General features: G+C 47.0%; 31 protein-coding genes and 2 tRNA genes. 21 read left to right on the top strand and 12 right to left on the bottom strand.

From position 1 onward, the window contains the following. The first annotated feature begins 473 nt into the window (after positions 1-473). The 11 genes from ACN0TF_RS05540 to ACN0TF_RS05490 all read left to right on the top strand — a co-directional run bounded on the left by ACN0TF_RS05540 (position 474) and on the right by ACN0TF_RS05490 (position 5,628). Complete coding sequence (locus ACN0TF_RS05540) at positions 474-758, top strand: DUF6881 domain-containing protein (protein WP_417441098.1); 285 nt, start codon at positions 474-476, stop codon at positions 756-758. 96 nt (positions 759-854) lie between these two features. Further along, complete coding sequence (locus ACN0TF_RS05535) at positions 855-1,154, top strand: hypothetical protein (RefSeq protein WP_417441097.1); 300 nt, start codon at positions 855-857, stop codon at positions 1,152-1,154. Between the two features lie 544 nt (positions 1,155-1,698). After that, entirely contained in the window at positions 1,699-1,836 is a 138-nt protein-coding gene (locus tag ACN0TF_RS05530; RefSeq protein WP_417441096.1) for a hypothetical protein, read from the top strand. A 36-nt stretch (positions 1,837-1,872) separates the two neighbouring features. Beyond that, positions 1,873-2,043 (top strand): ketopantoate reductase C-terminal domain-containing protein, encoded by a 171-nt coding sequence (locus tag ACN0TF_RS05525; protein ID WP_417441095.1) that lies wholly within the window; start codon positions 1,873-1,875, stop codon positions 2,041-2,043. Positions 2,044-2,096: 53 nt separating this feature from the next. Further along, positions 2,097-2,540: a DUF1801 domain-containing protein gene (locus tag ACN0TF_RS05520; protein ID WP_417441094.1), complete on the top strand. Its 444-nt coding sequence runs from the start codon at positions 2,097-2,099 to the stop codon at positions 2,538-2,540. A 167-nt stretch (positions 2,541-2,707) separates the two neighbouring features. Next, entirely contained in the window at positions 2,708-3,052 is a 345-nt protein-coding gene (locus ACN0TF_RS05515) for a hypothetical protein (RefSeq protein WP_417441093.1), read from the top strand. Positions 3,053-3,179: 127 nt separating this feature from the next. Then, complete coding sequence (locus tag ACN0TF_RS05510; RefSeq protein WP_417441092.1) at positions 3,180-3,776, top strand: DUF5610 domain-containing protein; 597 nt, start codon at positions 3,180-3,182, stop codon at positions 3,774-3,776. A 178-nt stretch (positions 3,777-3,954) separates the two neighbouring features. Then, positions 3,955-4,275 carry a hypothetical protein gene (locus ACN0TF_RS05505; RefSeq protein WP_417441091.1) on the top strand — a complete coding sequence of 107 codons (321 nt, stop codon included), beginning with the start codon at positions 3,955-3,957 and terminating at the stop codon, positions 4,273-4,275. Beyond that, complete coding sequence (locus tag ACN0TF_RS05500; protein ID WP_114981973.1) at positions 4,272-4,508, top strand: hypothetical protein; 237 nt, start codon at positions 4,272-4,274, stop codon at positions 4,506-4,508. Before ACN0TF_RS05505 ends, ACN0TF_RS05500 begins: the two co-directional genes overlap by 4 nt. After that, positions 4,505-4,819 (top strand): hypothetical protein, encoded by a 315-nt coding sequence (locus ACN0TF_RS05495; RefSeq protein ID WP_417441090.1) that lies wholly within the window; start codon positions 4,505-4,507, stop codon positions 4,817-4,819. Before ACN0TF_RS05500 ends, ACN0TF_RS05495 begins: the two co-directional genes overlap by 4 nt. Before the next feature lie 41 nt (positions 4,820-4,860). Next, positions 4,861-5,628 carry a zinc-dependent peptidase gene (locus ACN0TF_RS05490; protein WP_417441089.1) on the top strand — a complete coding sequence of 256 codons (768 nt, stop codon included), beginning with the start codon at positions 4,861-4,863 and terminating at the stop codon, positions 5,626-5,628. A gap of 33 nt (positions 5,629-5,661) precedes the next feature. On the opposite strand, the gene ACN0TF_RS05485 is transcribed toward ACN0TF_RS05490, so the two are convergent. Further along, on the bottom strand, positions 5,662-8,022 hold the full coding sequence (locus tag ACN0TF_RS05485) for a DUF748 domain-containing protein (protein WP_417441088.1): 2,361 nt from the start codon (positions 8,020-8,022) through the stop codon (positions 5,662-5,664). 216 nt (positions 8,023-8,238) lie between these two features. Here ACN0TF_RS05485 and blaOXA point away from each other — a divergent pair, with 216 nt between their 5' ends. The 5 genes from blaOXA to ACN0TF_RS05460 all read left to right on the top strand — a co-directional run bounded on the left by blaOXA (position 8,239) and on the right by ACN0TF_RS05460 (position 12,566). After that, positions 8,239-9,042, top strand: a complete 804-nt coding sequence (gene blaOXA / locus ACN0TF_RS05480) for a class D beta-lactamase (RefSeq protein ID WP_417441087.1) — start codon at positions 8,239-8,241, stop codon at positions 9,040-9,042. A 47-nt stretch (positions 9,043-9,089) separates the two neighbouring features. Then, positions 9,090-9,464: a hypothetical protein gene (locus ACN0TF_RS05475; RefSeq protein ID WP_417441086.1), complete on the top strand. Its 375-nt coding sequence runs from the start codon at positions 9,090-9,092 to the stop codon at positions 9,462-9,464. Positions 9,465-9,487: 23 nt separating this feature from the next. Further along, positions 9,488-10,945, top strand: coding sequence for a DUF6892 domain-containing protein (locus tag ACN0TF_RS05470; RefSeq protein ID WP_417441085.1), 1,458 nt, complete (start codon positions 9,488-9,490; stop codon positions 10,943-10,945). Positions 10,946-10,952: 7 nt separating this feature from the next. Then, positions 10,953-11,447 carry a signal peptidase I gene (gene lepB / locus ACN0TF_RS05465; protein ID WP_417441084.1) on the top strand — a complete coding sequence of 165 codons (495 nt, stop codon included), beginning with the start codon at positions 10,953-10,955 and terminating at the stop codon, positions 11,445-11,447. Between the two features lie 123 nt (positions 11,448-11,570). After that, positions 11,571-12,566 (top strand): alpha/beta fold hydrolase, encoded by a 996-nt coding sequence (locus tag ACN0TF_RS05460; protein WP_417441083.1) that lies wholly within the window; start codon positions 11,571-11,573, stop codon positions 12,564-12,566. A 51-nt stretch (positions 12,567-12,617) separates the two neighbouring features. Here ACN0TF_RS05460 and ACN0TF_RS05455 read toward each other — a convergent pair whose 3' ends face one another. Continuing rightward, positions 12,618-13,199 (bottom strand): superoxide dismutase, encoded by a 582-nt coding sequence (locus ACN0TF_RS05455; protein ID WP_322406091.1) that lies wholly within the window; start codon positions 13,197-13,199, stop codon positions 12,618-12,620. Positions 13,200-13,400: 201 nt separating this feature from the next. Here ACN0TF_RS05455 and ACN0TF_RS05450 point away from each other — a divergent pair, with 201 nt between their 5' ends. Both ACN0TF_RS05450 and ACN0TF_RS05445 read left to right on the top strand, forming a co-directional pair. Further along, positions 13,401-13,739, top strand: a complete 339-nt coding sequence (locus ACN0TF_RS05450; protein ID WP_011235037.1) for a Grx4 family monothiol glutaredoxin — start codon at positions 13,401-13,403, stop codon at positions 13,737-13,739. A gap of 159 nt (positions 13,740-13,898) precedes the next feature. Beyond that, positions 13,899-14,504 carry a peroxiredoxin gene (locus tag ACN0TF_RS05445; RefSeq protein ID WP_011235036.1) on the top strand — a complete coding sequence of 202 codons (606 nt, stop codon included), beginning with the start codon at positions 13,899-13,901 and terminating at the stop codon, positions 14,502-14,504. Positions 14,505-14,571: 67 nt separating this feature from the next. Here ACN0TF_RS05445 and rnt read toward each other — a convergent pair whose 3' ends face one another. Next, the gene (gene rnt, locus ACN0TF_RS05440; RefSeq protein WP_417441082.1) at positions 14,572-15,219 is read right to left on the bottom strand and encodes a ribonuclease T; all 648 of its coding nucleotides are present in this window, start codon (positions 15,217-15,219) and stop codon (positions 14,572-14,574) included. Positions 15,220-15,347: 128 nt separating this feature from the next. Between rnt and ACN0TF_RS05435 the strand changes: the two genes are divergently transcribed. Then, the gene (locus ACN0TF_RS05435) at positions 15,348-16,244 is read left to right on the top strand and encodes an OmpA family protein (protein ID WP_417441081.1); all 897 of its coding nucleotides are present in this window, start codon (positions 15,348-15,350) and stop codon (positions 16,242-16,244) included. Between the two features lie 5 nt (positions 16,245-16,249). Here the strand turns inward: ACN0TF_RS05435 and nth are convergent, their stop codons facing one another. The 7 genes from nth to rsxA are packed head-to-tail and all read right to left on the bottom strand — an operon-like array spanning position 16,250 to position 22,109. After that, positions 16,250-16,885, bottom strand: coding sequence for an endonuclease III (gene nth, locus ACN0TF_RS05430; RefSeq protein WP_417441080.1), 636 nt, complete (start codon positions 16,883-16,885; stop codon positions 16,250-16,252). A 25-nt stretch (positions 16,886-16,910) separates the two neighbouring features. After that, entirely contained in the window at positions 16,911-17,591 is a 681-nt protein-coding gene (locus ACN0TF_RS05425) for an electron transport complex subunit E (RefSeq protein ID WP_317498825.1), read from the bottom strand. Beyond that, entirely contained in the window at positions 17,588-18,229 is a 642-nt protein-coding gene (gene rsxG / locus ACN0TF_RS05420) for an electron transport complex subunit RsxG (RefSeq protein ID WP_417441079.1), read from the bottom strand. The genes ACN0TF_RS05425 and rsxG overlap by 4 nt, the downstream gene beginning before the upstream one ends. Before the next feature lies 1 nt (position 18,230). Beyond that, positions 18,231-19,283: an electron transport complex subunit RsxD gene (rsxD, locus tag ACN0TF_RS05415; RefSeq protein ID WP_417441078.1), complete on the bottom strand. Its 1,053-nt coding sequence runs from the start codon at positions 19,281-19,283 to the stop codon at positions 18,231-18,233. Next, on the bottom strand, positions 19,280-20,950 hold the full coding sequence (gene rsxC, locus ACN0TF_RS05410) for an electron transport complex subunit RsxC (protein ID WP_417441077.1): 1,671 nt from the start codon (positions 20,948-20,950) through the stop codon (positions 19,280-19,282). The genes rsxD and rsxC overlap by 4 nt, the downstream gene beginning before the upstream one ends. Beyond that, positions 20,947-21,528 (bottom strand): electron transport complex subunit RsxB, encoded by a 582-nt coding sequence (rsxB, locus tag ACN0TF_RS05405; RefSeq protein WP_417441076.1) that lies wholly within the window; start codon positions 21,526-21,528, stop codon positions 20,947-20,949. The genes rsxC and rsxB overlap by 4 nt, the downstream gene beginning before the upstream one ends. Further along, on the bottom strand, positions 21,528-22,109 hold the full coding sequence (gene rsxA / locus ACN0TF_RS05400; protein WP_034821882.1) for an electron transport complex subunit RsxA: 582 nt from the start codon (positions 22,107-22,109) through the stop codon (positions 21,528-21,530). The genes rsxB and rsxA overlap by 1 nt, the downstream gene beginning before the upstream one ends. A 194-nt stretch (positions 22,110-22,303) precedes the next feature. Here rsxA and ACN0TF_RS05395 point away from each other — a divergent pair, with 194 nt between their 5' ends. Further along, complete coding sequence (locus ACN0TF_RS05395) at positions 22,304-22,813, top strand: phosphatase PAP2 family protein (protein WP_417441075.1); 510 nt, start codon at positions 22,304-22,306, stop codon at positions 22,811-22,813. Continuing rightward, entirely contained in the window at positions 22,810-23,841 is a 1,032-nt protein-coding gene (locus ACN0TF_RS05390; protein WP_417441074.1) for a glycosyltransferase family protein, read from the top strand. The genes ACN0TF_RS05395 and ACN0TF_RS05390 overlap by 4 nt, the downstream gene beginning before the upstream one ends. A gap of 17 nt (positions 23,842-23,858) precedes the next feature. Here ACN0TF_RS05390 and ACN0TF_RS05385 read toward each other — a convergent pair. Together ACN0TF_RS05385 and ACN0TF_RS05380 are read right to left on the bottom strand one after the other, a co-directional pair. After that, positions 23,859-23,935 (bottom strand) — tRNA-Asn (locus tag ACN0TF_RS05385). A 22-nt stretch (positions 23,936-23,957) separates the two neighbouring features. Next, a tRNA-Asn gene (locus ACN0TF_RS05380) sits at positions 23,958-24,034 on the bottom strand. Positions 24,035-24,133 lie beyond the last annotated feature (99 nt).

Below are 24,133 nucleotides of genomic sequence, written 5' to 3'. Positions count from 1 at the left end.
CGACACCATATACTTTTGCAAGTGTAAGCACTTGCAGGAGATAAATGGCCACCTCGTTTTCCCATTACAGCAAGTGTTTGATGACTTTTGCGTTGATGATCCTGTGGGAAAAGAGTGGTTTCGACTGACGATGGGCGGCTAACAATGTGGTCAACGGGACGCCAACTACGCTGCGTTCCGTTGCCGCCCATTACCACCAGCGTTAGGCCTGAATACCTATGGAAACATTCATCTCGAATTATAGTCAGTACAGGGCCTACGACCGCAGGCTAAAGCAAGAGGGTAGCCTTACCCAGTGAGCTATTCAAAAGATTTTTCTACAGCGAAAGATCGAGACTTTTATGTGGAAAGAAATTTCGAATTCAGAGCCAAGCTGGCATAACAAGTTGTTGTAGTTTGTTCCGGCCTGCGGCCTCTACCGGACGCCCTGGTGCGCCGCTAAACAAGAGCGTGAGTCACTGTAAGGAGGTCTCGTGCGATACATAGATGTGCGATGGATTCATGATTATGAAGAAGAGCCTATCCGCCTGGTATCTGAGATCGGCCCTGATAACTTTGAAAGAAGGAAGTTGGAGTTCTTTCGCAATGGGAAGGTCGGAGTAGCCAGCAAGTCAATTGAAGTAGCTGGCACTCGTGTGGGAATCGTAGAAGTCCCAAGCATAGAAGAAATCACTTCACAGCAAGAGTTCGAGGGCTGTGAAATAAACAAAAACGAATTTGAGTTGCTTTGGCAGAAGTATTTGCCAAGCAGCTCATAACAAGGCCATCAAGCATCGCCGTCCGTTGAGCGGACGGCTGAACCTCAAAAAACTGGCGGTTTTTTCGGCCGCTTGTTGCAGGCGTTAAGTGTCACTATGGAAATCGAAGAAATATCCAAAATTGAGATATTAGAAAACGGTGAAATGTTTGTCTTGCTAGCTAGCGGCGGCAAGCCTATGTATCAATATATTTATCGAGAGGCAGCTGAGGTTTATTGGGATAATGAAGCAAATGGTTTCAAAGCTCCCGTATCAAGAAAATGGACTCACACAGACTGGTATAAGCAAATTGTCAGTGTTGCAGCTTCTGGATTGGGCATTACTCTAAAGCTGTCAAATTCCACAGCTTGGGTTAATGTACCTGAGCAAACAAAGACAGAAATATGTACTGTGTAAAACACTTAACAAGCCAAGCCAGCAGGACTTATTTTGCTGTCGCTTTGCTCCAAAACGGGAAATAAGCCTCTGCTTGGGGCGTTAAATATCAAAGAGTAACCAGATTATGAGTCAACTTCAGGTCTCGATCGAAAATTGTCTAAGAGAACTAGAAATGAGAGGGGATATTGTCATTACAACGCCGATTATATCTCGCATAGTGGATGGGCTAATTTCGTCCTTTCGTCATACTTACGAAGGTATGTACGAGGAAGGCGCGTTTACAACTTCGGAATTAGAGGCAATATATAGCCTCATTTTTGAGGCGGTTCATGACGAAAGGTTCTTCGATTGGGAGAAGCCAATACTAACCGGCATGACAAAGAGCCAATTCGAGGCACTGGCACGCAGGATTCGTGATCTTACGTAAATAGTTAACAATGCGCTGTAGCAAGCAGGCTAGGGCTGCAGAATGCCCTTTTATGAATAAAGGTTTTCGTAGCGTATCGCGCTGCGTTGTTATATCACTGCGGAAAAAGTACAAGAGTCTTCTTACACCGCCCGTATGGTTAAACCGTCGCCTATTGGTTTGCTCGAAGGTACTGGCGAGAAAACGGCTGACATTGCAGGCACTATCAATACTGAAGCGTTGCGTTTTTATAATGAGCCTGATATTCGATATGAAATTTGGAAAAAGGCATAATCAATACAGTGTTGAATTCAATTTTTCTGCTACTGGATGCGGATAACGGTATATTTGATTTCGACTCTTCAGGATGTTAGAGCGCACCGCGAAACAGAGATGAATTACTTTAATATGGAAATCTGTCGGCTGGCCGAAGAAATGAAGATGCAAACGGATCTTTCTTTAACTCGCACGCTAGGAGCTTTGACTTTAAAAAAAGGCTGAGCTCGCCAATGAACAACCGAACTAAGCACTGACTTCACGAATGGAGGCGGGCAATGTCAGAAATAGATGAAACACACTTGAAAATATCAAACGCTTGCGAGGAGATACAAGCCAAATTTGCTTCCTACCCGGTAGAGGCACAAAGGCAGCTTGAAAATGTTCGCAACCTAATTTTTTCAGTAGCCGAGGAAAATGCTTTGGGTACTGTTGAAGAAACTCTCAAGTGGGGTGAGCCTAGCTATCTAGTGAAGGGCGGCAGTACCATTCGAATGGACTGGAAGCCCAAAGATCCCGATGTCATTAGGGTTTACTTTCATTGTCAGACTGTCTTGGTAGAAACCTTTAAAGAGGTCTACCCGGATGAATTCCAGTACGAAGGAAAAAGAGCTATTGTTATTCCCTTAAGTGCGTATCCCGCGAGCGGACCATTAAGTCATTGCCTCCAGATGGCGCTGAAGTACCATAGCTTGAAGCATCTTCCATTACTTGGAGCTTGAGTTGGTGACACTCGCAGCAGTATTAAACTTCCGGAGGTTTCGGTGATTGTCAGGAAAATGGAAGAGAAGGATCTTGAAGCTGTAAGCGCCATCTGCTTAGCCTCGTTTTTTCAATCTGTAGCTGATACCTTGTCTGATGAGAGCTACAAAAAGAAAAGGAGTATCGAATGGAGTATTTTTACTTACTAAGCTTATTAGGGCCGCTTTCATTAGTTGTTGTTCTTTTTATGCTTCGCTCATCGCGTTTAAATAATCCCGAACATGTTTTGCAAGAAACGGGAGATTCTGTACGGATTCTTCATACTCCTTTGGCCAGGGTCGCGCCTTCGCTGGGGAAACTCATTAACAAACACAAGGTAGCTCGTATTCAGAAAGCTGACAGAATTGTGACTGTTTTCAATCAGAGCTCAAATGCAATTGATATCACTCTCTCGAAAAAGCATACCGACGTGGTGTTTAACCGAGCTGGCTCGTTATTCCCAAATGCTGAGAAAGTGGTTATCAATAGCTAGTAATGAGCATACTTGGGCTGGTCAATGCTGCTGTGGAAAAAGATTAAACTTTAACCAGTAGCTGCCGTTAACAAGTTACGGGCTATACTAAAATCAAGCTATAGCCGAACTTTTCAGGAGCAATATTATGTCAATTACTACAGGTAATAGCACCTCCGTAACGGGTTCTGGCAAGCAGAACAGTCCGGCAAAAACCGACGACAACCGCAACAGTATGAAAGAGATGGCGGCGCAGTCTAAGCAGGCAAACAATGCCGGCATTTTGCGCGCTCATGAGCGGGTATCGCTGAACAGTAATAATGATTCGCTCAGCTTATTGTACAAAACGGCGCTGGAAGGCATTAACGCCGAGCTGGAACCAGTAATGGGCAAAAATGCCACGCAGAAAATTTACGATTCCGGCGTTGATACTTCTCCCGAGGCCACGGCAGATCGCATTGTTTCTTTTGCCACCAATTTTTATGGTCGCTACAAGGAAATGAACCCGGGCGAATCGGAAGAAGACACTCTGAATAATTTCATGGAAGCTATTACTGGCGGTATTGAAAAAGGCTTTGATGACGCCAAAAATATTCTGACAGGCTTGCAAGCCTATGAAGGTGAAGTCGAAAGTGGTGTCGACAAAACCTATGATTTAGTCATGAAAGGCCTGGACAGTTTCCGTGAAAAAATGCTGGAACTGGCAGCCGAATCAGAAGAGTCTGAAAATAGTGCTGAGGACTAACCTCAGCGCTTTGCTCCCCGAATACACCTCTGCCTAAGTACTTTCGATAAGTTCAGCATCTAACCCTTGAATTGTTGATATAAAGAGTCATCAAGTTAAGTAAAGGTGCTGGTAATGTTTTAATTTCAAAAGGTAGTATAGTCTCCTCAATACCCTATGGAATACAAAGGACAAACTGTTGGCTCCCCCTGATCACAACACAGATATTGTAGGAAAGTTTATTGATGTGTCTTTGTATCGGGAGCTTGCAAAGACAATACCGGATGAAAATCTGGAAATTATTGAACAGATTCCCCAGAAAGACAAAGAGCAGATTGCGAATGCCTACAAACCCTACCTTAACGGCATGGAGCTCAGCCCTTTTGCCGTCACCTTAGGCGATAACGTGCTTTTTACAAATTCTGTTGGTACTGTCTACTATGTTGATTTTGACTTTGGTGTTTTCGATATGGGTAGATCTCTCGATGAGTTTGTTGCTGAGTTGAAGAACGGGTTATGAAACACGAACTATGGACTGAAGGTGAAAAATCACAGACGTTTTGTCTTTCCGGCCCTCGGGGTGATAGTGCCCGGGGTTTGTTAGGGCCTGGAGCGAAACTAGCCTGGACCTGCGAAGCTTCATCTTACTTTGAAGCTATGACTAAATATTACGAGTATATGGGCTGGGGAGAATACAAAAGTGGCTTCCCGGAGCAGGATAAAAAAACATATAAAGAGCTGGGTTGGGAATGAAACTGGGTATTGGAATAATCATCGCTATTTGCCTTGTGGTATTAGGTCTATGGGCTGCCGATATTGCTAGAGATCGTGGCAATAAAGTAAAAATTACGGAAGCTGTCTCGGCATACAGCAATTGGGAATGTGGTTACTCCAATAAACCGGGTTGCAGCGTTGTATTCGATGTTTCGGCCGGAACTGACCATGACGTTAAACGTATACGATACGGCAAAGACTTTATGGCCATTCAGATTAACCAGGATGGTTTAAGCGGCTGGGTATTTTCAGGGAAAGGAGTGCAAACCCTTGCGAAACCAAGTAGTTAATCAATTTCACTATTGCGTCTCTGTTCAACGCCGAGAATGCCATGTTTAAGCGATTACGCAATTGGTTTGAGAATAGACGCATTAGAAAAATGGGTTTCACGATAAGTGAGTGGGAGTCAGCGGTAGCAGACTGGCCGGTAATGGCGCGTTATCAAGGGGCGGAGCGTGATGCTCTGCGAGATATGAGCTTCCGTTTTCTGGTTCGTAAAAACTTTGCATCAGGCGGGGGTTTTCAGTTCACCGATGCGATGTGTTTAAAAATAGCGACCATGGGCTGCGTACCTGTTCTGCACCTTGGGTTAGATTGGTACGACCATTTATATAGCATTATTCTTTATGAAGGGGACTTTGTTCCTAATCGTCCGTATCGTAGCGACGACGGCGTTGTTCACCCTCAAAGCCCTGGGTTAAGCGGTGAAGCATGGCTGCGCGGTCCGTTAATTCTCTCCTGGCAGTCGGTATGTCAAACCGGGCCTCATGCTCGTCATGGAAAAGCCAGTAATGTTGTTATTCATGAGTTTGCCCACAAGCTTGATATGTTGCGCGATGGTGCTAACGGTGCGCCGCCGATGCATCCGGATATGAAGCCCGGCGAATGGCACGATATTTTTTCGGCGGCCTGGGAAAGGTTGCAGAGCGATTCTATCCATCATAGGCCGTTACCGCTTGATGGCTATTCGTTAACCAGCCCGGCTGAATTTTTCGCGGTATGCAGCGAAACCTTTTTTGAAGACCCACAGAACATGAAAGAGCACATGCCCGAGGTTTACCGGTTATTATGTCAGTTCTATCGACAGCGTCCTTGCTGACGAATATTGCTGTGCTCCAACCGCGTGGGCGGTTTAATCCGTTGTAACAGCAAGTTCCATGGCAATCCGTTCGGCTTCTACTGAATCAACCTCCTGAGGCGCTGTAATACGCACCCGGTCAGCAGATATACCGCTATCCGAATTGTTGACCAAAGCGTCGCGCACTGCCTCTGCACGTGCATTTGCAATGGCTTTGAGCTCCTCATTTGTAATCGACTGCGCGGCTATAACCTTTTCAGCTAAGTGGTTGCGATAGGCCAACGCATCGAACTTCGCTTCATTGGATGCTTCACTTGGTTTTTCAGTGAAGCGATCTTTTACGGTTTCGAGTTCTGTGTCCGGGTAATGAGAGGAGAATATTGCCTCCATAGCAGCCTGATTCGACTCGCTTGTCAGGCTGGGCTCCTCTACCTCGCTTCCTTCTTCCGCCAGACGTTGTTGTAAAACTTTCACCGCTTTATCTTCTTTCAGAGCAGGAGCATCGAAAGCCTGGTTGAATGGACCTGCTAGCTCCAGAGCCAGAGCGGGGCGCTTGTTGAGTGCTTCGCGAAGCTTAGCAATGCGTTCACGCTGGGGAGGGAGCAAATGGGTACGTCCCTCCGGAAATTCAACTTTACCCATTTCTTCTGAGTCCGCGCCCACAAGGTTAGCTAAAAAGCTGAAAGGTGCGGTAACGACAGACTTAATAGCGTCTCCCACAGCCTGTTGGATAACTTTGCCAAAGTCGAACTGCGGGTTGCCAACATCTCCACTCACCGGCAGATTTAGGTCAATGACACCGTCGCTGTCCTGCAGCAATGCAATGGCGAGGTCCAGCGGTAGATCCATAGCGTCGCTGGATTCCATTTTTTCGCCCAGTTTCAGGTCATGTAGCACCAAGTTATTTTGTCCGTCTAGCTTTTCCTCATTAACGGTGTAATCGAGATCAAGATCCATCGTGCCGTTTGCTATTTTTCGGCCGGCGAAGTTCACGGTGTAAGGAGAGTATTCCGGGATCTGAAGGTTACGGAATCTGACATTAATAGTAGTCTGTCGCATTGGATGCCAGGCGTGAACGGTGCCGTTTACCTGTGCCAGGCCATATTCTGCTACCTCACCTTCAAGCTTCACCCGTGCCGGCTCAGACGAACCGGAACTCAAAGTAGACACTTCTCCGCTTAGCGTATGAATACTTGTAGAGAAGGGCAGCGGCAGAGATTTATCGGCAAACTGAACGTCTCCGTCAGACAGCTCAACACTTTCGATAGTGATACTGAACGGTTCGCCTTCCTCGCTTTTACTCGTATCGTTTTTTGTGTCGGCTGGCGCATCAACGATAAGTTTTCCGAAGTTAGTGGTTTTGTCCTGGTTAATGACCACCCGGCCGGACAAACCTTTAACGACAATGGGCGCTGTTTCAATCTCTTTGTTTGCTATGTTCAAATCCAGCTGTTCGGTTTTAAGGCTATCCCATCCAAGGAGAGTCTCGTCGTTAGAGGCTTCTTTGATATTCAGCGTGTTAATGTCGGCAGTGCCTTTAAAAGCAAAAGGTTGTTGTGCATTGGTACTCATTTTCCCATTCAGGGTCAGTGTTCCGTTTTCGAGCTGCACGTTCATAAACTGCTGTAGGTAAGGGGCTGCCTGCTTAAGCGCCAGCTCACTAATTTCGGCATTTCCTTCCAGAGCTGGGCTCGGCAATAATTGAAAGGTTCCGTCGAAGGCGAGTTTACCGCCCTTTGTAAGCTGACCATTCAGGCGCAGCGGGAAGCTGGCGTCATTTCGTAGGGTGAAATCCTTTACCGAGAGGCCGATATTCTGCAGAGCCAGTGACACCTGTTTGGGTTCGGTATCATCATTAGTCGTCACGTTTTTTAAGTTGTCAGCAAAACGCAGAATCCCGTTCTCCAACTTAAAGTCTTTGATGCGTAAGGCAGGCATTTCCGCCGATTCTTCTTTCCCGGGTTCTTTTTTCTCCGATTCTGGGCCAGAGCTTTCGGCGGCGAGACGGGATAAGCGCGTTTCACCCGAGGCAAAGCGTTCTTCCTGAATCATTAGCTTGTCTATGCGAATTGCTTCGAAAGTCCAGGTTTGGTCAATAATGCTCGACCATTCCAGGTTGACGAACAGATTGCCCCAGCCAAGTAACTGCCGATCATCTTTGTCATTTAGCGTAACGCCGTTCATTCTAAGCGTTAGTGTATACGGGTTAGTGTGCACCGACTCTATGCGCAACTCACGGCCAAAATCTTCTTTAGCGGTATTCACCGCAACGTACTGGATTATCCAGGGCAAGGCAAAAAAGCCCACTAAGGTGTAGAGAATAACCAGTACCAATAGCCAGAACCGAACGCGACGCGGGGAGACCCATTTTTCTCGCAGATAGTTGCCGAATTGACCAAGTGAGCTGCCGTGCATAATAGAGCCTCCGTTAAAGCGAGTAATAATGCACAGTGTAGCCGCCCGAGCGGCCAGCGTCACTTTCGTGTAACGTAAATTTTATTGCGGTACTCTTGCTGGCTATGGTGTAGTAAATAGTTGTGGAACCTAAGGACTGTCGAAGCACCATTTCCACAGATGCCAGTTAAGTAAGCCATAGAATAAAAACGTAGCGCCAGACCTTTTGGAGACAACATGAAACTTAGCTTATTTACGCTTTTTATATTGAGCTTTGCCGTTCCCGTTTGTGCGGAGACTCAGGAGCGCTCTGATTGGGGAAGCGTATTCGAAAAATATGAAGTCCAGGGCACTATTGTCGTAGTCGATGGACGTAAAAATGATCAGACGACATTTGTGTTTGATAAAGAAAGAGCTGCAAAACGGTTCTCACCCGCTTCAACATTTAAAATTCCACACACACTTTTTGCCCTTGATGCTGGCGTCGTTCAGGACGAGTTTGAGGTGTTTAAGTGGGACGGAGTAGAGCGAAGTTTTGCCGGACATAATAGTGACCAGAACCTGCGCTCGGCTATACGTAACTCAACTGTTTGGGTTTATCAGCAGTTCGCAGAAGATATGGGATCCGAAAAAGCGAAAGGCTATTTAAAGCGTATTGATTATGGGAATGCAGCTCCGTCTGACGATGTCCGTAATTATTGGCTAGATGGGAAGTTGGCTATTTCTGCCAATGAACATATCGCCTTTTTGCAAAGGCTCTACCGTAACGAACTGCCTTTTGCGGTAGAACATCAGCGGCTAATAAAAGATCTGATGATTGTTGAAGCTGACCGGAAGTGGATTTTACGAGCAAAAACCGGTTGGGAAGGTCGCTTTGGCTGGTGGGTAGGCTGGGTGGAATGGCCTGAGGGCCCGGTGTTTTTCGCATTGAATATCGACACGCCGAACCGGATGGCTGATCTTGGCAAACGTGAAAAAATTACCCGTGAGATTTTGACTTCTATTGATGCCTCACCGGGCCGTACAGCTGAAAAGAAATAGTCAACGTCGTTGAAGTGGCGCAACAGAAAAAGTATAAGAAATGAAATATGAACATTGAAATTGAAAGTTACTATGAGTTGTTGGCCTTACATAAGACGCTAATGGCCGTTAAGTTCGACGAATACTCTTCTCTCAAAGACGCGCAAGGTAGCCCTTTGACGGCAAGTCTGGCTTTTAAGGTGTTCGATTTGCTCGTTTCATCCAGTTTTGACGAAGGCCAGAAAAAACGAGCTCAAGACTGGCTCGAGTGGCAACGCGCCGACAGGAACCGACTGGAAACAAAGTTACTTCTTAAGCATATAGCTGACTCAGGTTGGTGGGGCGAGGCCGCTCTCCAGGAACGAGAAGAGTATGTACGGGACTTTATGGCTCCGTTGATACTGAGCGATGAAGCATTTAATGAAATTCTCAAACATGAATAACAACCCTTTGAGGCTTGCACTTAATGGTATTCGAAAACTTTCTTGAGGCAGTTGAAGGCCCTGACCGAGACTTAAACTTTGCCATTAAGTCCGGTAGCAAAAAAACATTAGGCATTATTGGTAAGCTCTCGCAGAACGTTAATGCTTATGATGATGAAGCAAAGCATACACTCGTACGCCAGTTGTTCTCGTTGGCAGCCAATATTGATCTTCGTGACAAGAAAAGTGGTCAGCTTATTGCGGCTATTGGAACGTACTTTTTAAAAGCGGCTAAATCGGCAGAGAGTGCGAAATTTATATTTAACGAGTGGTCTGGCCGACTGCTTTATCTGGACTATAACAAGAAAGAAGAGTGTCAGGCTGCGTATCAATGGTTACTGCTACTAAACCAGAGCGATGGAAGCGCACGGAGCCCGCGTGAGCTGGTAAAAGTATTTGATGAGTCGCAACCTATTCTCAGCGAAATCTACGAGAAAATATCAGCGGTTTCTAATGCCGAAGGTTTGCTGGTTGATAAATCAGGCCTTCAGCCGGGTTACAAGCTCGTCGAAACCTTTTTAACGACCTGTTTTTATCATTCAGACAACTGCCCCTCCAATTATGAGTTATGGGTGCTTAGCTGTGTCGAAAGAGACATCAGCTTCGGTAATGGCTTGATTCTGTCTGTATTGCAACGCTCCGATGAGCACCGTCAGGTTGCAGCTCGGCTCATTGATTTATATATAACCTCTATGGTTGATGAAAACGATGGTGGCCTGGCCTGGCGGCTTTTCTTTGACTTATTCGACTCTGAGGAATACCCGGCTCAGCAGCTAAATCAAATAATCGTTTATCTGGAGCCTAAAGTCAGACAGTGGACTGATGAGCAAAACGAGCACGCAATTAATTGTCTATTTGCTCCTGAGCAGGACGAAAATGACTCGGTTAAAAAATTACTCACTCGCTCAAAAGGGGTCGGGAAGCTGGCGAAATTACTGGCGTCCAATGGCCATGGTCGTGCTGCTACGCAGTTATCGAGTTTGCTGGCGCTGGATTTGAGTCCGGCATACAAGCTTCCTACCGGCGGTGAAGCTCAGTTCGAAGATTTGAATTTTAAATTAATGGTTATTGATGAGCTCATGTACATTCATAAGTTGTTGTCTCCTGAATTTAATTTAAGAGACTTCGCTAAAGCCTATGACGCCAGAGAAATTTCAGTTTCCGGTTATGAAAGCATACCGGAGGCTCTGGATTACATGAGGGGGCTGGCTATTCCGAAGGAGCTACTGTCCCGTATTACTCATTTAAGTTATGACGCTTCAAGAGAAATTTACGGTCAGCTAGTACCTTTCTGGGATGGTGAAGATGACCGTTTTGAGGTGTCGTCGTTAAGCGACTTAGATAAGTTGGAAAATATTCAGAAAATAGAAGGTTTCAACGAACAGCTGGTTGAGTCATTTTCACCAGTTATTGAAAGCAAAAATATAACAGTTATTAAGTAGCTTAAAGATGAGAAGAAATGTCTTTTTAATAATTACGATATTGTTCAGTGTATCTGCTTTTAGCCGCGAATTTGTTCAAAATGGCTCTTCAATGGAGCCGACAATAAAAGCCGGGCAGACAGTTGAAATAGGGATTCTTTCGTCTTTGGGCTATGAACCCAGCCGCTGGGATGTGGTTGCTGTGAAAAATCCTCAGCAATTTAATCTTTTGGTTTTCAGAATTGTAGGTCTTCCTAATGAAACGATTCAGCTCGAAGAAGATGGTGTCTATATAAATGATGAGAAAGTAAAGCTACCAGAAAAGCTGATTGAGTCTGGAGTGCAGTATTTGCCGGCATCTGCAGTGATAAAAGATAAAAAATATTCTAATAGCTTATATACAACAGGCGAAGAAGAATATTTCCTTCTTGGTGATAACACGGTTAATGCCAACGATAGCCGCTTTGAACTTGGTATTATTCATCGCAGCTTGATACTCAATAAAGTTGAGGGTGATCTCTGATACCAACCTATTCCGCTAGCCTGGGGTGTACTCTCGAATTTTGCAGATGTCGTCGAAAGGAACTATCGTGTCTAAATGCTTACCGAAACAGTAACGATTAAAAGTTAAACTAAGGACTTGCACATGCGTACCTGGATTTATACCGTGTTTACCGCTTTTCTATTTGGGCTGACAGCGTCGACTTCTGCTGACGACCACGCCCCGAAATACGACGCTCGCTTGAGTGGTTATTCTTACCCTTTTGAAGTTCATACCTTTGAATTTGACAGCCAGCGACAGAAACTGGAAATGGCTTATATGCACTTACCGGCGAAAGACGAACAGCCAACGGTCTTGTTGCTGCATGGAAAAAATTTCGCGGCAGACTACTGGGAAGAAACCGCTAACTATCTTCACGAAAAAGGCTACGGGGTGCTTATGCCGGACCAAATCGGTTTTGGTAAGTCCTCCAAACCTGAGCATTATCAGTTTTCCTTCGAAGCTCTGGCCAATAACTCGAAGGCGTTAGTAGAGTCGCTTGGAATCGATAAGCTTGTTGTTATGGGTCATTCCATGGGCGGCATGCTGGCTACCCGCTATGCTCTGAACCATGCCGACAATGTCGAGAAGCTGGTGTTGGTTAACCCTGTTGGCCTGGAAGACTATTTGCGTTATGTGCAATACAAAGACCCCGCCTTCTTTTATAAGAACGAGCAGGGCAAAACCATTGATAAAGTTCGGGCCTACCAGAAGAAAAATTACTATGACGGTAAATGGTCAGAGGATTACGAAGCGTTAATTAAAATTCACGAAGGCTGGATAAACGGCGATGACTGGGATCTGGTAGCCTGGAATAACGCGCTGACGTACGACATGATTTTTACCGGTAATGTATCTAACGAGTTTGACCAATTAACGGTACCAACGCATCTAATTCTGGGAACCCGGGACACCACCGGCCCCGGCCGTGGCTGGAAAAAAGAAGGCGTTGATTATCAGCTGGGCCGCTACGACCAACTAGGCGAAATAGTGGTTGAGCAAATTCCTGATGGTCATTTGTATGAGCTGGAAGGCCTTGGTCATATGCCGCAGTTTGAAGCGTTTGACCGTTATCGTGAGCAGTTGGACATGATTTTTTAGTAACAAAAAAGGCGCCTTTCGGCGCCTTCCTTAATCATTCACAAGTTTGCTTTAGGCAAAGTTCTTGTTCACGAAGTCCCAGTTTACCAGCTTCCAGAAAGCTTCTAAGTAGTTAGGACGAGAGTTACGGTAGTCGATGTAGTAGGCGTGTTCCCAAACATCAACGGTCAGCAGAGCTTCTACGCCGTCGTGAGCGACAGGGGTATCTGCGTCGTCAGTGTTCAGTAAATCGACAGAACCGTCAGATTTTTTCACAAGCCATGTCCAGCCAGAACCGAAGTTGCCGGCAGCGCTTGCGTTGAACTCTTCTTTGAATTTGTCGAAAGAACCGAATTTAGCGTTAATTGCATCAGCAATCGCGCCTGTTGGTTCGCCACCGCCGTTCGGGCTTAGGCAGTTCCAGTAGAAAGTGTGGTTCCATACCTGTGCAGCGTTGTTGAACAGGCCGCCTTTTTCAGACTTAATAATGTCTTCCAGAGACTTGCTTTCAAGGTCGGTACCTTTAACGGCGTCGTTCAGTTTGCTCACGTAAGTTGCGTGATGCTTACCATAATGGTATTCCAGAGTTTCTTCTGAAATGTGCGGTGCCAGAGCGTTTTTCTCGTATGGAAGAGCCGGTAGTTCAAATGCCATAATTTTTTCTCTCCGTTCTTTATGAGTGCAAATGTGCGACCTGCACGTTAACTTGTGCAGGTTCTTTCTTGTTATACCTTACGATATATAGGGCTGACTGGATTGCTTTTCAAGGAAATCTTCCAATTTAGGACAAAACTTTATAGGCTGTGTTAAAATACCTGAGTGTTTTAATCAACCATTATATTAAGCAGAGGTGTTATGGAAACGGTTGACAGAATTAAGCAGCAAATCGAAGAAAACCCAATCCTGTTGTACATGAAAGGCTCTCCGAAGTTGCCTAGCTGTGGTTTCTCTTCACAAGCATCACAAGCCTTAATGGGCTGTGGGCAGGCATTTGCTTACGTCGATATCCTGCAAAATCCGGATATCCGTGCAGAACTGCCTAAGTACGCAAACTGGCCAACTTTCCCGCAGCTTTGGGTTGAGGGTGAACTGGTCGGCGGTTGTGATATTATTATGGAAATGTTCCAGAACGGCGAACTGCAAGAATTGGTTTCTGAAGTTGCAGAGCGTCATCCGGAGCCTTCGGCTGAATAAAGAGCCTTCAGCGGGGTAAGTAGCCTTCAGCTGAATAGAATTTAAGCAAATAGTAGACAGTCTGTAGTGAATGTCGAGAGTGACCTTGTTTTTTCATTGAGGCATCCCCATCACTACAGGTGAAGATTTAACACACTCAACATTAAATGGAGAGAATCGATGTCTGTATTAGTAGGTCGTAAGGCACCTGATTTTACTGCAGCAGCAGTATTAGGTTCAGGTGAAATTGTTGAAGATTTCAAACTGTCAGATGCCATCAAAGGTAAAAAAGCAGTGGTTTTCTTCTATCCGTTGGACTTCACTTTCGTATGTCCTTCAGAGCTAATCGCATTTGATAAACGTTTAGACGAATTCAAAAAACGTGGCGTAGAAGTCATCGGTGTATCAATTGACTCTCAGTTTACTCACAGCGCATGGCGTAATACGTCAACCGACGCTGGTGGTATTGGTCAGGTGAAATATCCGTTGGTTGCTGACGTTCGTCACAGCATTTGTAAAGCGTATGACGTTGAACACCCACAAGCTGGCGTTGCGTTCCGTGGTTCATTCTTAATTGATGAAGAAGGCATGGTTCGTCACCAGGTCGTTAACGACTTGCCATTAGGCCGTAACATCGACGAGATGCTGCGTATGGTTGACGCACTGAACTTCCACGAGAAGCACGGTGAAGTTTGCCCAGCAGGCTGGGAAGAAGGTAAAGAAGGCATGAAAGAAAACGCAGAAGGCGTTGCTTCTTACTTGTCTAAAAACGCTGACAAACTGTAAGCGTTTACTGAATTGAGAAAGCCGCTCGTTTGAGCGGCTTTTTTATGTCCGAATTTCGTGTGTAAAGTTAACTTTTATCCTGACGTGATTCCGGCGGCCAGCCACCGAGTTCCTTCCAGCGGTTAATCATCCAGCAATAGAGCTCTGCGGTGCGTTCGGTGTCATATAAGGCTGAGTGTGCTTGTTTGCTGTCAAACTCAATACCGGCGGCCTGGCAGGCTTTAATCAGTACGGTTTGCCCTAAGGTCATTGCCGCAAGCGATGTTGTATCAAAACTGACAAAAGGATGAAACGGATTACGTTTTAAATTGGCACGCTCAGCGGCGGCCATCACAAAACCGTGATCAAAGTTTGAATTATGTCCCACTAAAACACTACGCTGACAACCTGCGGCTTTCTGTGCTTTTCGTATAGGCTTGAAAAGCTCACGCAGCGCTTCACCTTCCTCTACGGCGCCGCGCAAGGGGCAGTGCGGATCAATGCCGTTAAAGTCGATAGCTGCCTGTTCAATGTTGGCGCCTTCGAAGGGCTTTACGTGGTAATGAACCGAGTCGACCGGCTTTAGTATTCCGTCGTTATCGAAATCCAGCAAGACTGCAGCTATTTCCAGTAACGCATCGGTTTTTGCGTTAAACCCCGCTGTTTCGACATCGACGACTACCGGCATGTAGCCGCGAAAGCGTTGTTTCATAAGCGAGTTAGAGCTGTCTGACATAGAATTTCCGTAGTGAATAAAACATAACGCCATTATGCCAAAGATAACCGAGTTCTGCTTGCAGAAATACTAAAGCAACCGCAATGCTTGCCGATAACAGACGTATCAGAAATAAATCAGGGGCGCTTATGAAAAATTGGCCGATGTTGACTGCTGTTTCAGCCTCGCTGCTGCTATTAAGCGGGCAGGCACAAGCAAACTCAGTCAGGCACTACAGTGCAAACCTGGATAACTCCGCCTGGCAGATTAGTGAAAAAAACCGCTTAGCCTGCGAGATGGAACATGAAATTCCGCGTTACGGTAAGGTTCGTTTTCATAGTGAAGCGAGCAAAGAGCTCAATTTGCGCATGAAAATGGAGATGCGGAAGTTACCGGACAGCTATGGTGTGTCTGCTATCGAGTCGGTGCCGCCGCGCTGGCAGCCGGGTGAGTCCAGTTACCGCATTGGCAGTATGCAGCTGTATAAGCAATTTGACGGTGAGTTACGTAAGCAGCTTGCATGGACCTTGTTAAGTGAGCTGGATAAAGGTCGGTATCCTACGTTTTTCTACGATGACTGGTACAACAACCGTGATCAGGTGGCAGTGTCTTTGTCGTCGGTGAACTTTCGCCGTACTTATGATGACTTTATGAGCTGTGTAAATGCGTTATTGCCGTTTAGCTTTGACGATATTGCATACACGGTGCTTAACCATGAAGCCGACAGCGAAAAACTGACGATGGCTTCACAACGAAAGCTTAAACAGATTAGCGACTATCTTCAGGTGGATAATGAACTGGAACTGGTTCTGGTAGATGCGTATACCGATTCGCTTGGAGCGCGCGGGCCAAACCAGGAATTAACCGAACAGCGTGCGAAAGAAATTCAGCAGTTTTTTGTTGAGCGTGGCATAGACGCCGAGCGGATTAAAACCGTCGCTCATGGTGAAGATCGTCCGGTTAAATCCAACGACAATGAGATAAACCGTCAGATTAACCGCCGCGTTATTGTACAACTGACTAAACCATCGTCGATTGAGCTGTAATAAGCTCAATCGCTGGTTTTTTCTTTAAACTCACACAAGTCTTCAATAACGCAGGAACCACACCTTGGCTTGCGGGCTATGCAGGTGTAACGGCCATGCAAAATTAACCAGTGGTGCACATCGACTTTAAACTCCGCCGGCACCACTTTTATTAGCTTTTCTTCTACTTCTTTGACGTTTTTCCCCGGTGCCAGTTTGGTGCGGTTAGACACGCGGAATATGTGCGTGTCTACGGCAATAGTCGGCCAGCCGAAGGCGGTATTTAACACCACGTTTGCAGTTTTACGACCAACACCGGGCAGGGCTTCCAGTGCCGCTCTGTCTTCTGGGACTTCGCCGTCATATTCTTCAACCAGAATTTTGCAGGTTTTGTAAGCGTTCTCGGCTTTGGAATTAAACAGGCCGATGGTTTTTATGTATTCTTTTATGCCATCTACACCCAGAGCCAGCATTGTTTCTGCGGTGGGTGCTACAGGAAAGAGTTTACGAGTGGCTTTATTAACCCCAACGTCGGTAGCTTGTGCGGATAACAAGACCGCAATCAGTAACTGAAAGGGTGAGTCATATTCCAGTTCCGTGGTTGGGTTTGGGTTGTTGTCCCGTAGCCGGCTTAAAATTTCGTAACGCTTGGTTTTATTCATAATAAGTCATTTGTTGTTATGTTTTTCAGGCAGTGACCCGTGCGCGGGTAACGGTTTTCTTCTCGGCGCGGGCGCTGCGTACTGAATCTATTTTATTTTTCAACGCAATAATAAAGCCCATTCCAATAAAGGCTCCGGGGGGCAGTATCGCCAGCAATAATGGGTAATTTACCGTGAATAGCTCAATTCGCAATTGTGCGGCCCAGTCACCTAGCAAAAGTTCTGCGCCATTAAACAGCGTGCCGTTACCGATAATTTCGCGCATTGCGCCCAATACCACGAGCACTAAGGCAAAGCCTGCGCCCATTGCCAGTCCGTCGAAGGCGGCGCGTTGCCATGGGTTTTTCGAGGCGTAAGCTTCTGCACGGCCAATAATGGCACAGTTGGTCACAATGAGCGGAATGAAGATGCCCAGCGACTGGTACAGCTGAAATACGTAGGCGTTCATCAGTAATTGAATAATGGTGACAAAGGTGGCAATAACCATAACAAAGACCGGAATACGAATTTCCGATGGCACAAATTCGCGTACCAGAGACACGGTAATGTTAGAGCCAACCAGAACGAACAAGGTGGCCAGTCCAAGACCCAGGGCATTGGTTACCGAAGCGGTAACCGCTAATAAAGGGCATAACCCTAGTAGCTGAACTAACGCAGGGTTGTTGTCCCATAAGCCTTGCTTGGTTAAATGTTTGTATTCATTCATTCCTGAACCTCCTGACAGTGAGGTAAGTCGGCATTAAATAAAACGTCAGCCTGTTGTTGAAGTTCTAAAGTCGCACGTTTTACTGCCGAAACCACGGCGCGAGGCGTAATGGTGGCGCCGGTAAACTGATCAAACATGCCGCCGTCGCGTTGCACCGCCCAGCGGTCATCGTCTGCGCCGCGAACTTGCTTCTCAGCAAAGCTTTTTATCCAGTCGCTTTTTTCAACTTCAATTTTGTCGCCTAAACCGGGGGTTTCCTGATGGCGCAGAGTTCTTACGCCCAGGACTTCACCGTCGGGTTTAATAGCCACTAACAAACGAATAGCACCGGAGTAGCCGTCAGGTGCAATGACTTCCGCTGCCAGCGCGGTTGGCTCTTCGTTAACCCATGCACGATATAAGGGTTGCGGCTTTCTGCTGCCTAAGGCCGGGTTTTCCAGTAAACGGCAGGACTGATATAAGTCGTTGTCGTGCATGGTTGGCGGTATCAGTTGGTTCAATGTGCGCAATACCTGCCGCTGCTGCTGCATGGCAATTTTGTCTTCGGTCAGCACCTGCACACCAATAACCAGAGACGTGGCAACAACTGCGAATGCCGCCAACAACAAACCGTTTTTTTGCATACTGTTCAGTGTCATATCAGTCTCCGTGTCCGTAAACAACAGGCCGCGTGTAACGGTCTATAAACGGTACGCACATATTGGCAAGCAACACTGCAAAGGCGACTGCGTCCGGGTAGCCGCCCCAGCTGCGAATAACAAAAATTAAGAAGCCAATAAGTAAGCCAAATATAACCCGTCCACGATTCGAGGTAGCGGCAGATACCGGGTCGGTGGCTATAAAGAAGGCACCTAACATTGTTGCTCCGCTTAAGGCGTGAACGATTGGTCCGGGCATCAGATCCGGGGCAAATATATGCGCGATAAATGCGGGTATACAAAGACCACCAAGAAAGCCGAGTGGAATGTGCCAACTGATAATGCGTTGCTGAATTAAGAGTAAACCACCGACGAAAAAGCCCAGATTTATCCACTGCCAGCCGGCACCGGCAAAGTAACTGAATTCTGGGCGCTGATAAATTTCAGTTAGTGTGTAACCCTGAGTCAGTCCGGTTTTTATACTGTCGAGAGGGGTTGCCATGGTGACGCCATCGATACCCGAGCGCAGTTGCTCAACGCTATAGCCTGCTGGCGTGTACTCAAACAATATGGTGTGCAACGTTTGCCATAAGTTAAGCGAGTGCTCACTAATGGCTGAAACTGGTAACCAGTTGGTCATTTGTACCGGGAATGACACCAACAGAAGAACGTAGCCGGCCATAGCCGGGTTAAATAAGTTTTGCCCCATGCCGCCATAAACATGTTTGACTACCACAATGGCGAATAATGTCCCTATAACGATGATCCACCAGGGCGCTAATGAAGGAATGCTAATTGCCAGTAAAACGGCGGTAACTATGGCCGTATTGTCGCGCAAGGCTGAAAATGCCGGACGCTCCCGGGCTACGGTGCAGGCCATTTCGGCGGCAACTGCAGTAACCACGGCCAGAAGAATTTGAAACCAGATACCGGAACCAAAAAAGTAGCTGTGCAGCAGTACGCCGGGAACCAGTGCATAACAAACCCAGCGCATCATCTCGCTGGTGCTGCGCTGGTTATGCCCATGGGGTGACGATGCAATTCTGAAACTCATGACTCATTTCCTTTGGCTGAGTTGCTTTCTTCCGGGCTTTCTTTAGCAGCCTGAGCGGCCTTTTTAGCTTTAGCGCGGGCAATAGCGGCAGCAACCGCCGCTGATTTACCAGTCGGTTTCTCAGTGGCTTCTTCCGATTTTCTTCCCGGTTCGTCGCTGTTTTTCTGCTGCGCTTCTTGTTGCATTTCCTGCTGCATTTTTTGGCGTTCTTCGGCGGCTTTTCTGTGACGCTCTAAGCGCTCTTCTTTTTCACGCTCCAGGCGTTCCTGCCTTGCTTCGAAACGTTTACGGGCTTGTTCCGCCTTAGCTTTTTCGCGGGCGATATTGCGCACTTCGGCTTTGGCTTTCCGGTAATAGTGCACCAGCGGTATCTCGCTGGGGCAGACATAAGCGCAGGCACCGCATTCAATGCAGTCGAACAAGTTGTGTTTTTCCAGTGACTCGTAGTCTTTGGCCTTGGCCAACCATTGCAACTGCTGCGGCTGTAATGTTGCCGGGCAGGCGTCGGCGCAGGCGCCGCAACGGATACAGGCCAGTTCAGGTCCGGGAGAGGGCAGTTCCTTCTCCGTAGGAGCCAGAACACAGTTCGTGGTTTTTATGACCGGCACTTCTGTAATGGGCAGGGTGAAGCCCATCATTGGCCCGCCCATAATAATGCGTTGCTTTTTCTCCGGGGTAAAACCTGACTCATCCAGCAAGTGTTGAATTGGCGTCCCTAATAAGGCCCACACGTTTCCCCGCTGTTTAAGAGACTCACCGGTCAGCGTAACCACGCGTTCTAACAACGGCTCACCATGAATAATCGCTCGCTTGACCGCATAAGCTGTGCCGACGTTTTGCATCAATAAACCGATATCCATCGGCAACTTGCCACTCGGTACCTGATGCCCGGTAAGCAGTTCAATCAGTTGCTTTTCTCCACCCGAAGGGTATTTGGTGGGTACTATTTTAAGCTGTATTTGCGGGTTGTCGTCAATGGCTTCTGCCATGGCCTTTATGGCCTCGGGCTTATTATCTTCGATAGCGAGCAGAACCGAATCGCAACGGGTGATGTACTGTAAAATGCGAATGCCGGCAACAATGTCATCGGCATGTTCCTGCATTAAGCGATCGTCTGCGGCAATGTAAGGTTCGCACTCAACACCGTTTATAATAAGGTGTTTCAAAGGCTTTTGTTGTGCCAGCTTTTGAGCGGTAGGAAAACCTGCACCACCTAAACCAGCAATACCAGCTTCCTGAATCAGTTCCAGTAAGCGTGAAATTTCAACGTCATGGTAATCGGGCAGTGCGTGCTTATTGCCCCAGCGGTCTTCGCCGTCCGGGTGAATGACAATAGCCTGTTCCGGCAAGCCCGATGCATGTGCCGTAGGGCGCTCTTCAATGGCGGCAATGGTGCCAGACGTTGGAGCGTGCAAGGGTAACCCTTGGCTTAACCCGGCTTCAGTTAAACGCTGACCTTTATCAACGCGCTCGCCGACCTTAACCAAAACCTTACCAGAAGGCCCAATGTGCTGGCGTACGGGCAAAATTAGCTCGTGCGGTAATGTAAGCTTGCGAATGGGCTGGCTGCTGGCCGGCTGCTTGCGCTCAGGAGGATGAACGCCGCCTGGGAAGTGGCCTATCACATTGGCGTTTAAGTCATGTTTTTTTGCCTGCACGTCGCTCATTCCACCACCTTAACCGGAATGCTATTGGCTTTGATGTTTTCTTTCACGGTATCCAAATCCCACTGCCAGGTTTCGGGTTTTGCTTTTACTTTTACCATGTCGATACAGTCGACCGGACAAGGTTCAACACAAAGGTCGCAGCCGGTACATTCATGTTCGATAACCGTGTGCATTTGTTTTGCTGCGCCTAAAATGGCATCGACCGGGCAGGCTTGAATACATTTAGTGCAACCAATGCACTCGTCCTCGCGGATAACCGCAACTTTTTTAACGTCTTCTTCGCCATGGGCATCATCCAGCGGCTTGGCTTCTACGCCCATTAAATTGGCTAACTGTTTTATGGTCGCTTCGCCGCCCGGCGGGCATTTGTTAATGTCGTCGCCGTCGGCGATGGCTTGCGCGTAGGGGCGGCAACCGGGGTAACCGCATTGGCCACATTGCGTTTGTGGCAGAATTTCATCAATCTGGTCGACAATAGGATCGCTCTCGACGCGGAACTTAACCGCGGCAAAGCCAAGAATCACTCCGAATATCAGCGCTAATATACCCAGCGCGATAACTGCTCCGAATAAACTCATTAACTGCTCACCAATCCGCTAAAGCCCATAAAGGCAAGAGACATAAGCCCTGCGGTTATCATCGCAATAGCTGAACCTTTAAACGCTACCGGCACGTCGGCGGCAGCTAAGCGCTCACGCAGAGCTGAGAATAAAATAAGTACCAGCGAGAAACCAATAGCGGCTCCTAAGCCATAAACAATAGACTGCACAAAGTTGTGTTGCTCGTTGACGTTAAGTAAAGCCACACCTAATACAGCGCAGTTGGTGGTAATAAGTGGCAGGAAAATACCCAGTAACCGATACAGCGTTGGGCTGGTTTTGTGTACCACCATTTCTGTAAATTGTACGACCACTGCAATAACCAGGATAAAACTGAGCGTTTGCAGCGACATTAAGTCGAGCGGCTCAAGCAGGTATTGATTTACCAGATAGCTACAGACCGAGGCCAGAGTCAACACAAAGGTGGTCGCTGCTGACATGCCTATTGCCGTGTCCAGCTTGCCGGAAACGCCCATAAAGGGGCACAACCCCAGGAACTTCACCAGTACAAAGTTATTAACCAGCACGGTGCCTATCAGTAGCAGTAAGTAATCGGTCATTTACCTTTCCGGATACTGTGTTTAACAAAGACCGCATATTATCGGTGTTTTGGCCGCCATAAACAACAGACAGAGGGCATGTGTTTTGGAGAAAATTTGTGCATTGTCATACTTTCTTCACGAAACTGCTCATTTAGTGTCATAAAGGCTTGGCAAGGTAGCTACAACTGAAGCCAAAATGGGTTCTAAACCACATGGTAATAATCAGTTATTTACAACGTTTTGATCGCTATTGTTATTGTCTATTTTCTGGTTTGCGGGCTAAGGATTTGCCCGGACAAATTGCACTGCTGACGTCGCGCAGTGGTGACGGTTACGGTTACCTGGTTATTGCATTGATGGCCTGGCTTCTGGACGAATCCGGCGACGACTATTTTGCCCACCTGTTACTTGCCTTTGCACTTGAGCTACCGGTTTACTGGATAATGAAAAACAGTTTTCGGCGCCAGCGACCCAGTGAGTTAAATTTATCCTTTGCTGCTTTGGTTGTCGCTAGTGATAAATTCAGTTTTCCTTCCGGCCATACCGCCGCTGCGGTTCTGTTTTCTACAGTAACCTATCAGTATTACCCAAATCTTGGCTTAGTCTGTTTTGGCTGGGCTGCCGCTATTGGTGCCTCCCGAGTTGTGGTTGGCGTCCATTACCCCAGCGATATTGTTGCCGGCGCTTCGCTGGCTATTGTCGTATCGGAGTTCGTTATATGAAAATTCTTTATGGTATACAGGGCACGGGTAATGGTCACCTGAGTCGCTGTCACACCATGGCAAAGTCTCTTGCAAAATATAATGTTGATATTGATTACCTGATATCGGGGCGTGATGTTGCCGGTTTATTCGATATGGACGTTTTCGGCGATTATCAGTGGCAGCAGGGTCTGTCTTTTGTCACTGAAAAAGGGCGGTTACGAAGACGTAAGACGTTGTTGAACAACGACTGGAGTCAATTTTGGCAGGATGTAAAAAAGTTACCGGTAAAAAATTACGACTTAGTGATCACAGATTATGAGCCCGTAACTGCCTGGGCGGCTAAGAAAGCCGGAGTGCGTTGTATTGGTTTAGGTCGTCAGTATGCGTTTCAGGAGCCGGAATTGTTCCGACGCTTGTCCTGGTGGCAGAAAAAGCTGATATCTTCATTTGCGCCCTGTTCAGAGCCTGTCGGTATGCACTGGCTTTCAACCGGAAATGCGATTCCCCCCGTGGTCAGGCATGAAGAAAATAACTGTGGCGGCTTAATGCAACGTGTGGTTGTGTATTTACCCTTTGAAGACCCTCGGCATGTAATTGAACAATTGCAGCCTTTAGATAATTACGAGTTCTCTTTTTTTCATCCTTTGGCTAAGCGCGAGTCTTTAGGTCATATTGAGTGTTACCCACCTTCAAGAGCGGAGTTTGCCGCTCACTTCAATAAGGCCTCGGCTATTTTGTCTAACGCGGGGTTTGAAACCAGTTGCGAGGCGCTGAGTCAGGGCAAAGCGCTTGCAGTAAAGCCTTTAACCGGTCAGTTTGAGCAAAAATGGAATGCGCAGATACTGCAGGAGCAGGGGTTAGCGCATGTCCTTAAGCGAATCGACAGCGTATCAATTGATAGTTGGTTAACCCAACGTAATCCGCAACGGTTATATTGGCCTAATGTTGCAGATGAATTAGCGCAGTGGATATCTAAAGGCGCTCAGCAGCCTGTTGCTGAACTGAGTGCAGGGCTGTGGTCCAGAAACGAAAAAACCGCCGTATAGGCGGTTCTCTCTAAATGTGGCTCCCCAGGTTGGATTCGAACCAACGACACATGGATTAACAGTCCACCGCTCTAACCAACTGAGCTACTGGGGAATTGAATAGGTTGGATGTTGTTTGGCTCCCCAGGTTGGATTCGAACCAACGACACATGGATTAACAGTCCACCGCTCTAACCAACTGAGCTACTGGGGAACAACATTCAACGGCTGCGAATATTAAAGCTCATACGCAGGGGTGTCAACTATTCTGCGAAGGTTTTTAAAGGAAAACGATTCGGTTGTCGAAAAAGTC

This window comes from Idiomarina sp. (genome assembly GCF_048265525.1).
Classification (GTDB): domain Bacteria; phylum Pseudomonadota; class Gammaproteobacteria; order Enterobacterales; family Alteromonadaceae; genus Idiomarina.
Note: the sequence above shows the minus strand (reverse complement) of the source record. Positions and strands in the feature narration are given on the sequence as shown.

What these genes read in the sequence shown, in the direction of transcription:
- ACN0TF_RS05535 (WP_417441097.1), top strand. Translation starts at nt 855, where the DNA reads ATGGAAATCGAAGAAATATCCAAAATTGAGATATTAGAAAACGGTGAA.
- ACN0TF_RS05530 (WP_417441096.1), top strand. Translation starts at nt 1,699, where the DNA reads ATGGTTAAACCGTCGCCTATTGGTTTGCTCGAAGGTACTGGCGAGAAA.
- ACN0TF_RS05525 (WP_417441095.1), top strand. Translation starts at nt 1,873, where the DNA reads ATGCGGATAACGGTATATTTGATTTCGACTCTTCAGGATGTTAGAGCG.
- ACN0TF_RS05520 (WP_417441094.1), top strand. Translation starts at nt 2,097, where the DNA reads ATGTCAGAAATAGATGAAACACACTTGAAAATATCAAACGCTTGCGAG.
- ACN0TF_RS05515 (WP_417441093.1), top strand. Translation starts at nt 2,708, where the DNA reads ATGGAGTATTTTTACTTACTAAGCTTATTAGGGCCGCTTTCATTAGTT.
- ACN0TF_RS05510 (WP_417441092.1), top strand. Translation starts at nt 3,180, where the DNA reads ATGTCAATTACTACAGGTAATAGCACCTCCGTAACGGGTTCTGGCAAG.
- ACN0TF_RS05500 (WP_114981973.1), top strand. Translation starts at nt 4,272, where the DNA reads ATGAAACACGAACTATGGACTGAAGGTGAAAAATCACAGACGTTTTGT.
- ACN0TF_RS05495 (WP_417441090.1), top strand. Translation starts at nt 4,505, where the DNA reads ATGAAACTGGGTATTGGAATAATCATCGCTATTTGCCTTGTGGTATTA.
- ACN0TF_RS05490 (WP_417441089.1), top strand. Translation starts at nt 4,861, where the DNA reads ATGTTTAAGCGATTACGCAATTGGTTTGAGAATAGACGCATTAGAAAA.
- ACN0TF_RS05485 (WP_417441088.1), bottom strand. Translation starts at nt 8,022, where the DNA reads ATGCACGGCAGCTCACTTGGTCAATTCGGCAACTATCTGCGAGAAAAA.
- blaOXA (WP_417441087.1), top strand. Translation starts at nt 8,239, where the DNA reads ATGAAACTTAGCTTATTTACGCTTTTTATATTGAGCTTTGCCGTTCCC.
- ACN0TF_RS05475 (WP_417441086.1), top strand. Translation starts at nt 9,090, where the DNA reads ATGAACATTGAAATTGAAAGTTACTATGAGTTGTTGGCCTTACATAAG.
- ACN0TF_RS05470 (WP_417441085.1), top strand. Translation starts at nt 9,488, where the DNA reads ATGGTATTCGAAAACTTTCTTGAGGCAGTTGAAGGCCCTGACCGAGAC.
- lepB (WP_417441084.1), top strand. Translation starts at nt 10,953, where the DNA reads ATGAGAAGAAATGTCTTTTTAATAATTACGATATTGTTCAGTGTATCT.
- ACN0TF_RS05460 (WP_417441083.1), top strand. Translation starts at nt 11,571, where the DNA reads ATGCGTACCTGGATTTATACCGTGTTTACCGCTTTTCTATTTGGGCTG.
- ACN0TF_RS05455 (WP_322406091.1), bottom strand. Translation starts at nt 13,199, where the DNA reads ATGGCATTTGAACTACCGGCTCTTCCATACGAGAAAAACGCTCTGGCA.
- ACN0TF_RS05450 (WP_011235037.1), top strand. Translation starts at nt 13,401, where the DNA reads ATGGAAACGGTTGACAGAATTAAGCAGCAAATCGAAGAAAACCCAATC.
- ACN0TF_RS05445 (WP_011235036.1), top strand. Translation starts at nt 13,899, where the DNA reads ATGTCTGTATTAGTAGGTCGTAAGGCACCTGATTTTACTGCAGCAGCA.
- rnt (WP_417441082.1), bottom strand. Translation starts at nt 15,219, where the DNA reads ATGTCAGACAGCTCTAACTCGCTTATGAAACAACGCTTTCGCGGCTAC.
- ACN0TF_RS05435 (WP_417441081.1), top strand. Translation starts at nt 15,348, where the DNA reads ATGAAAAATTGGCCGATGTTGACTGCTGTTTCAGCCTCGCTGCTGCTA.
- nth (WP_417441080.1), bottom strand. Translation starts at nt 16,885, where the DNA reads ATGAATAAAACCAAGCGTTACGAAATTTTAAGCCGGCTACGGGACAAC.
- ACN0TF_RS05425 (WP_317498825.1), bottom strand. Translation starts at nt 17,591, where the DNA reads ATGAATGAATACAAACATTTAACCAAGCAAGGCTTATGGGACAACAAC.
- rsxG (WP_417441079.1), bottom strand. Translation starts at nt 18,229, where the DNA reads ATGACACTGAACAGTATGCAAAAAAACGGTTTGTTGTTGGCGGCATTC.
- rsxD (WP_417441078.1), bottom strand. Translation starts at nt 19,283, where the DNA reads ATGAGTTTCAGAATTGCATCGTCACCCCATGGGCATAACCAGCGCAGC.
- rsxC (WP_417441077.1), bottom strand. Translation starts at nt 20,950, where the DNA reads ATGAGCGACGTGCAGGCAAAAAAACATGACTTAAACGCCAATGTGATA.
- rsxB (WP_417441076.1), bottom strand. Translation starts at nt 21,528, where the DNA reads ATGAGTTTATTCGGAGCAGTTATCGCGCTGGGTATATTAGCGCTGATA.
- rsxA (WP_034821882.1), bottom strand. Translation starts at nt 22,109, where the DNA reads ATGACCGATTACTTACTGCTACTGATAGGCACCGTGCTGGTTAATAAC.
- ACN0TF_RS05395 (WP_417441075.1), top strand. Translation starts at nt 22,304, where the DNA reads ATGGTAATAATCAGTTATTTACAACGTTTTGATCGCTATTGTTATTGT.
- ACN0TF_RS05390 (WP_417441074.1), top strand. Translation starts at nt 22,810, where the DNA reads ATGAAAATTCTTTATGGTATACAGGGCACGGGTAATGGTCACCTGAGT.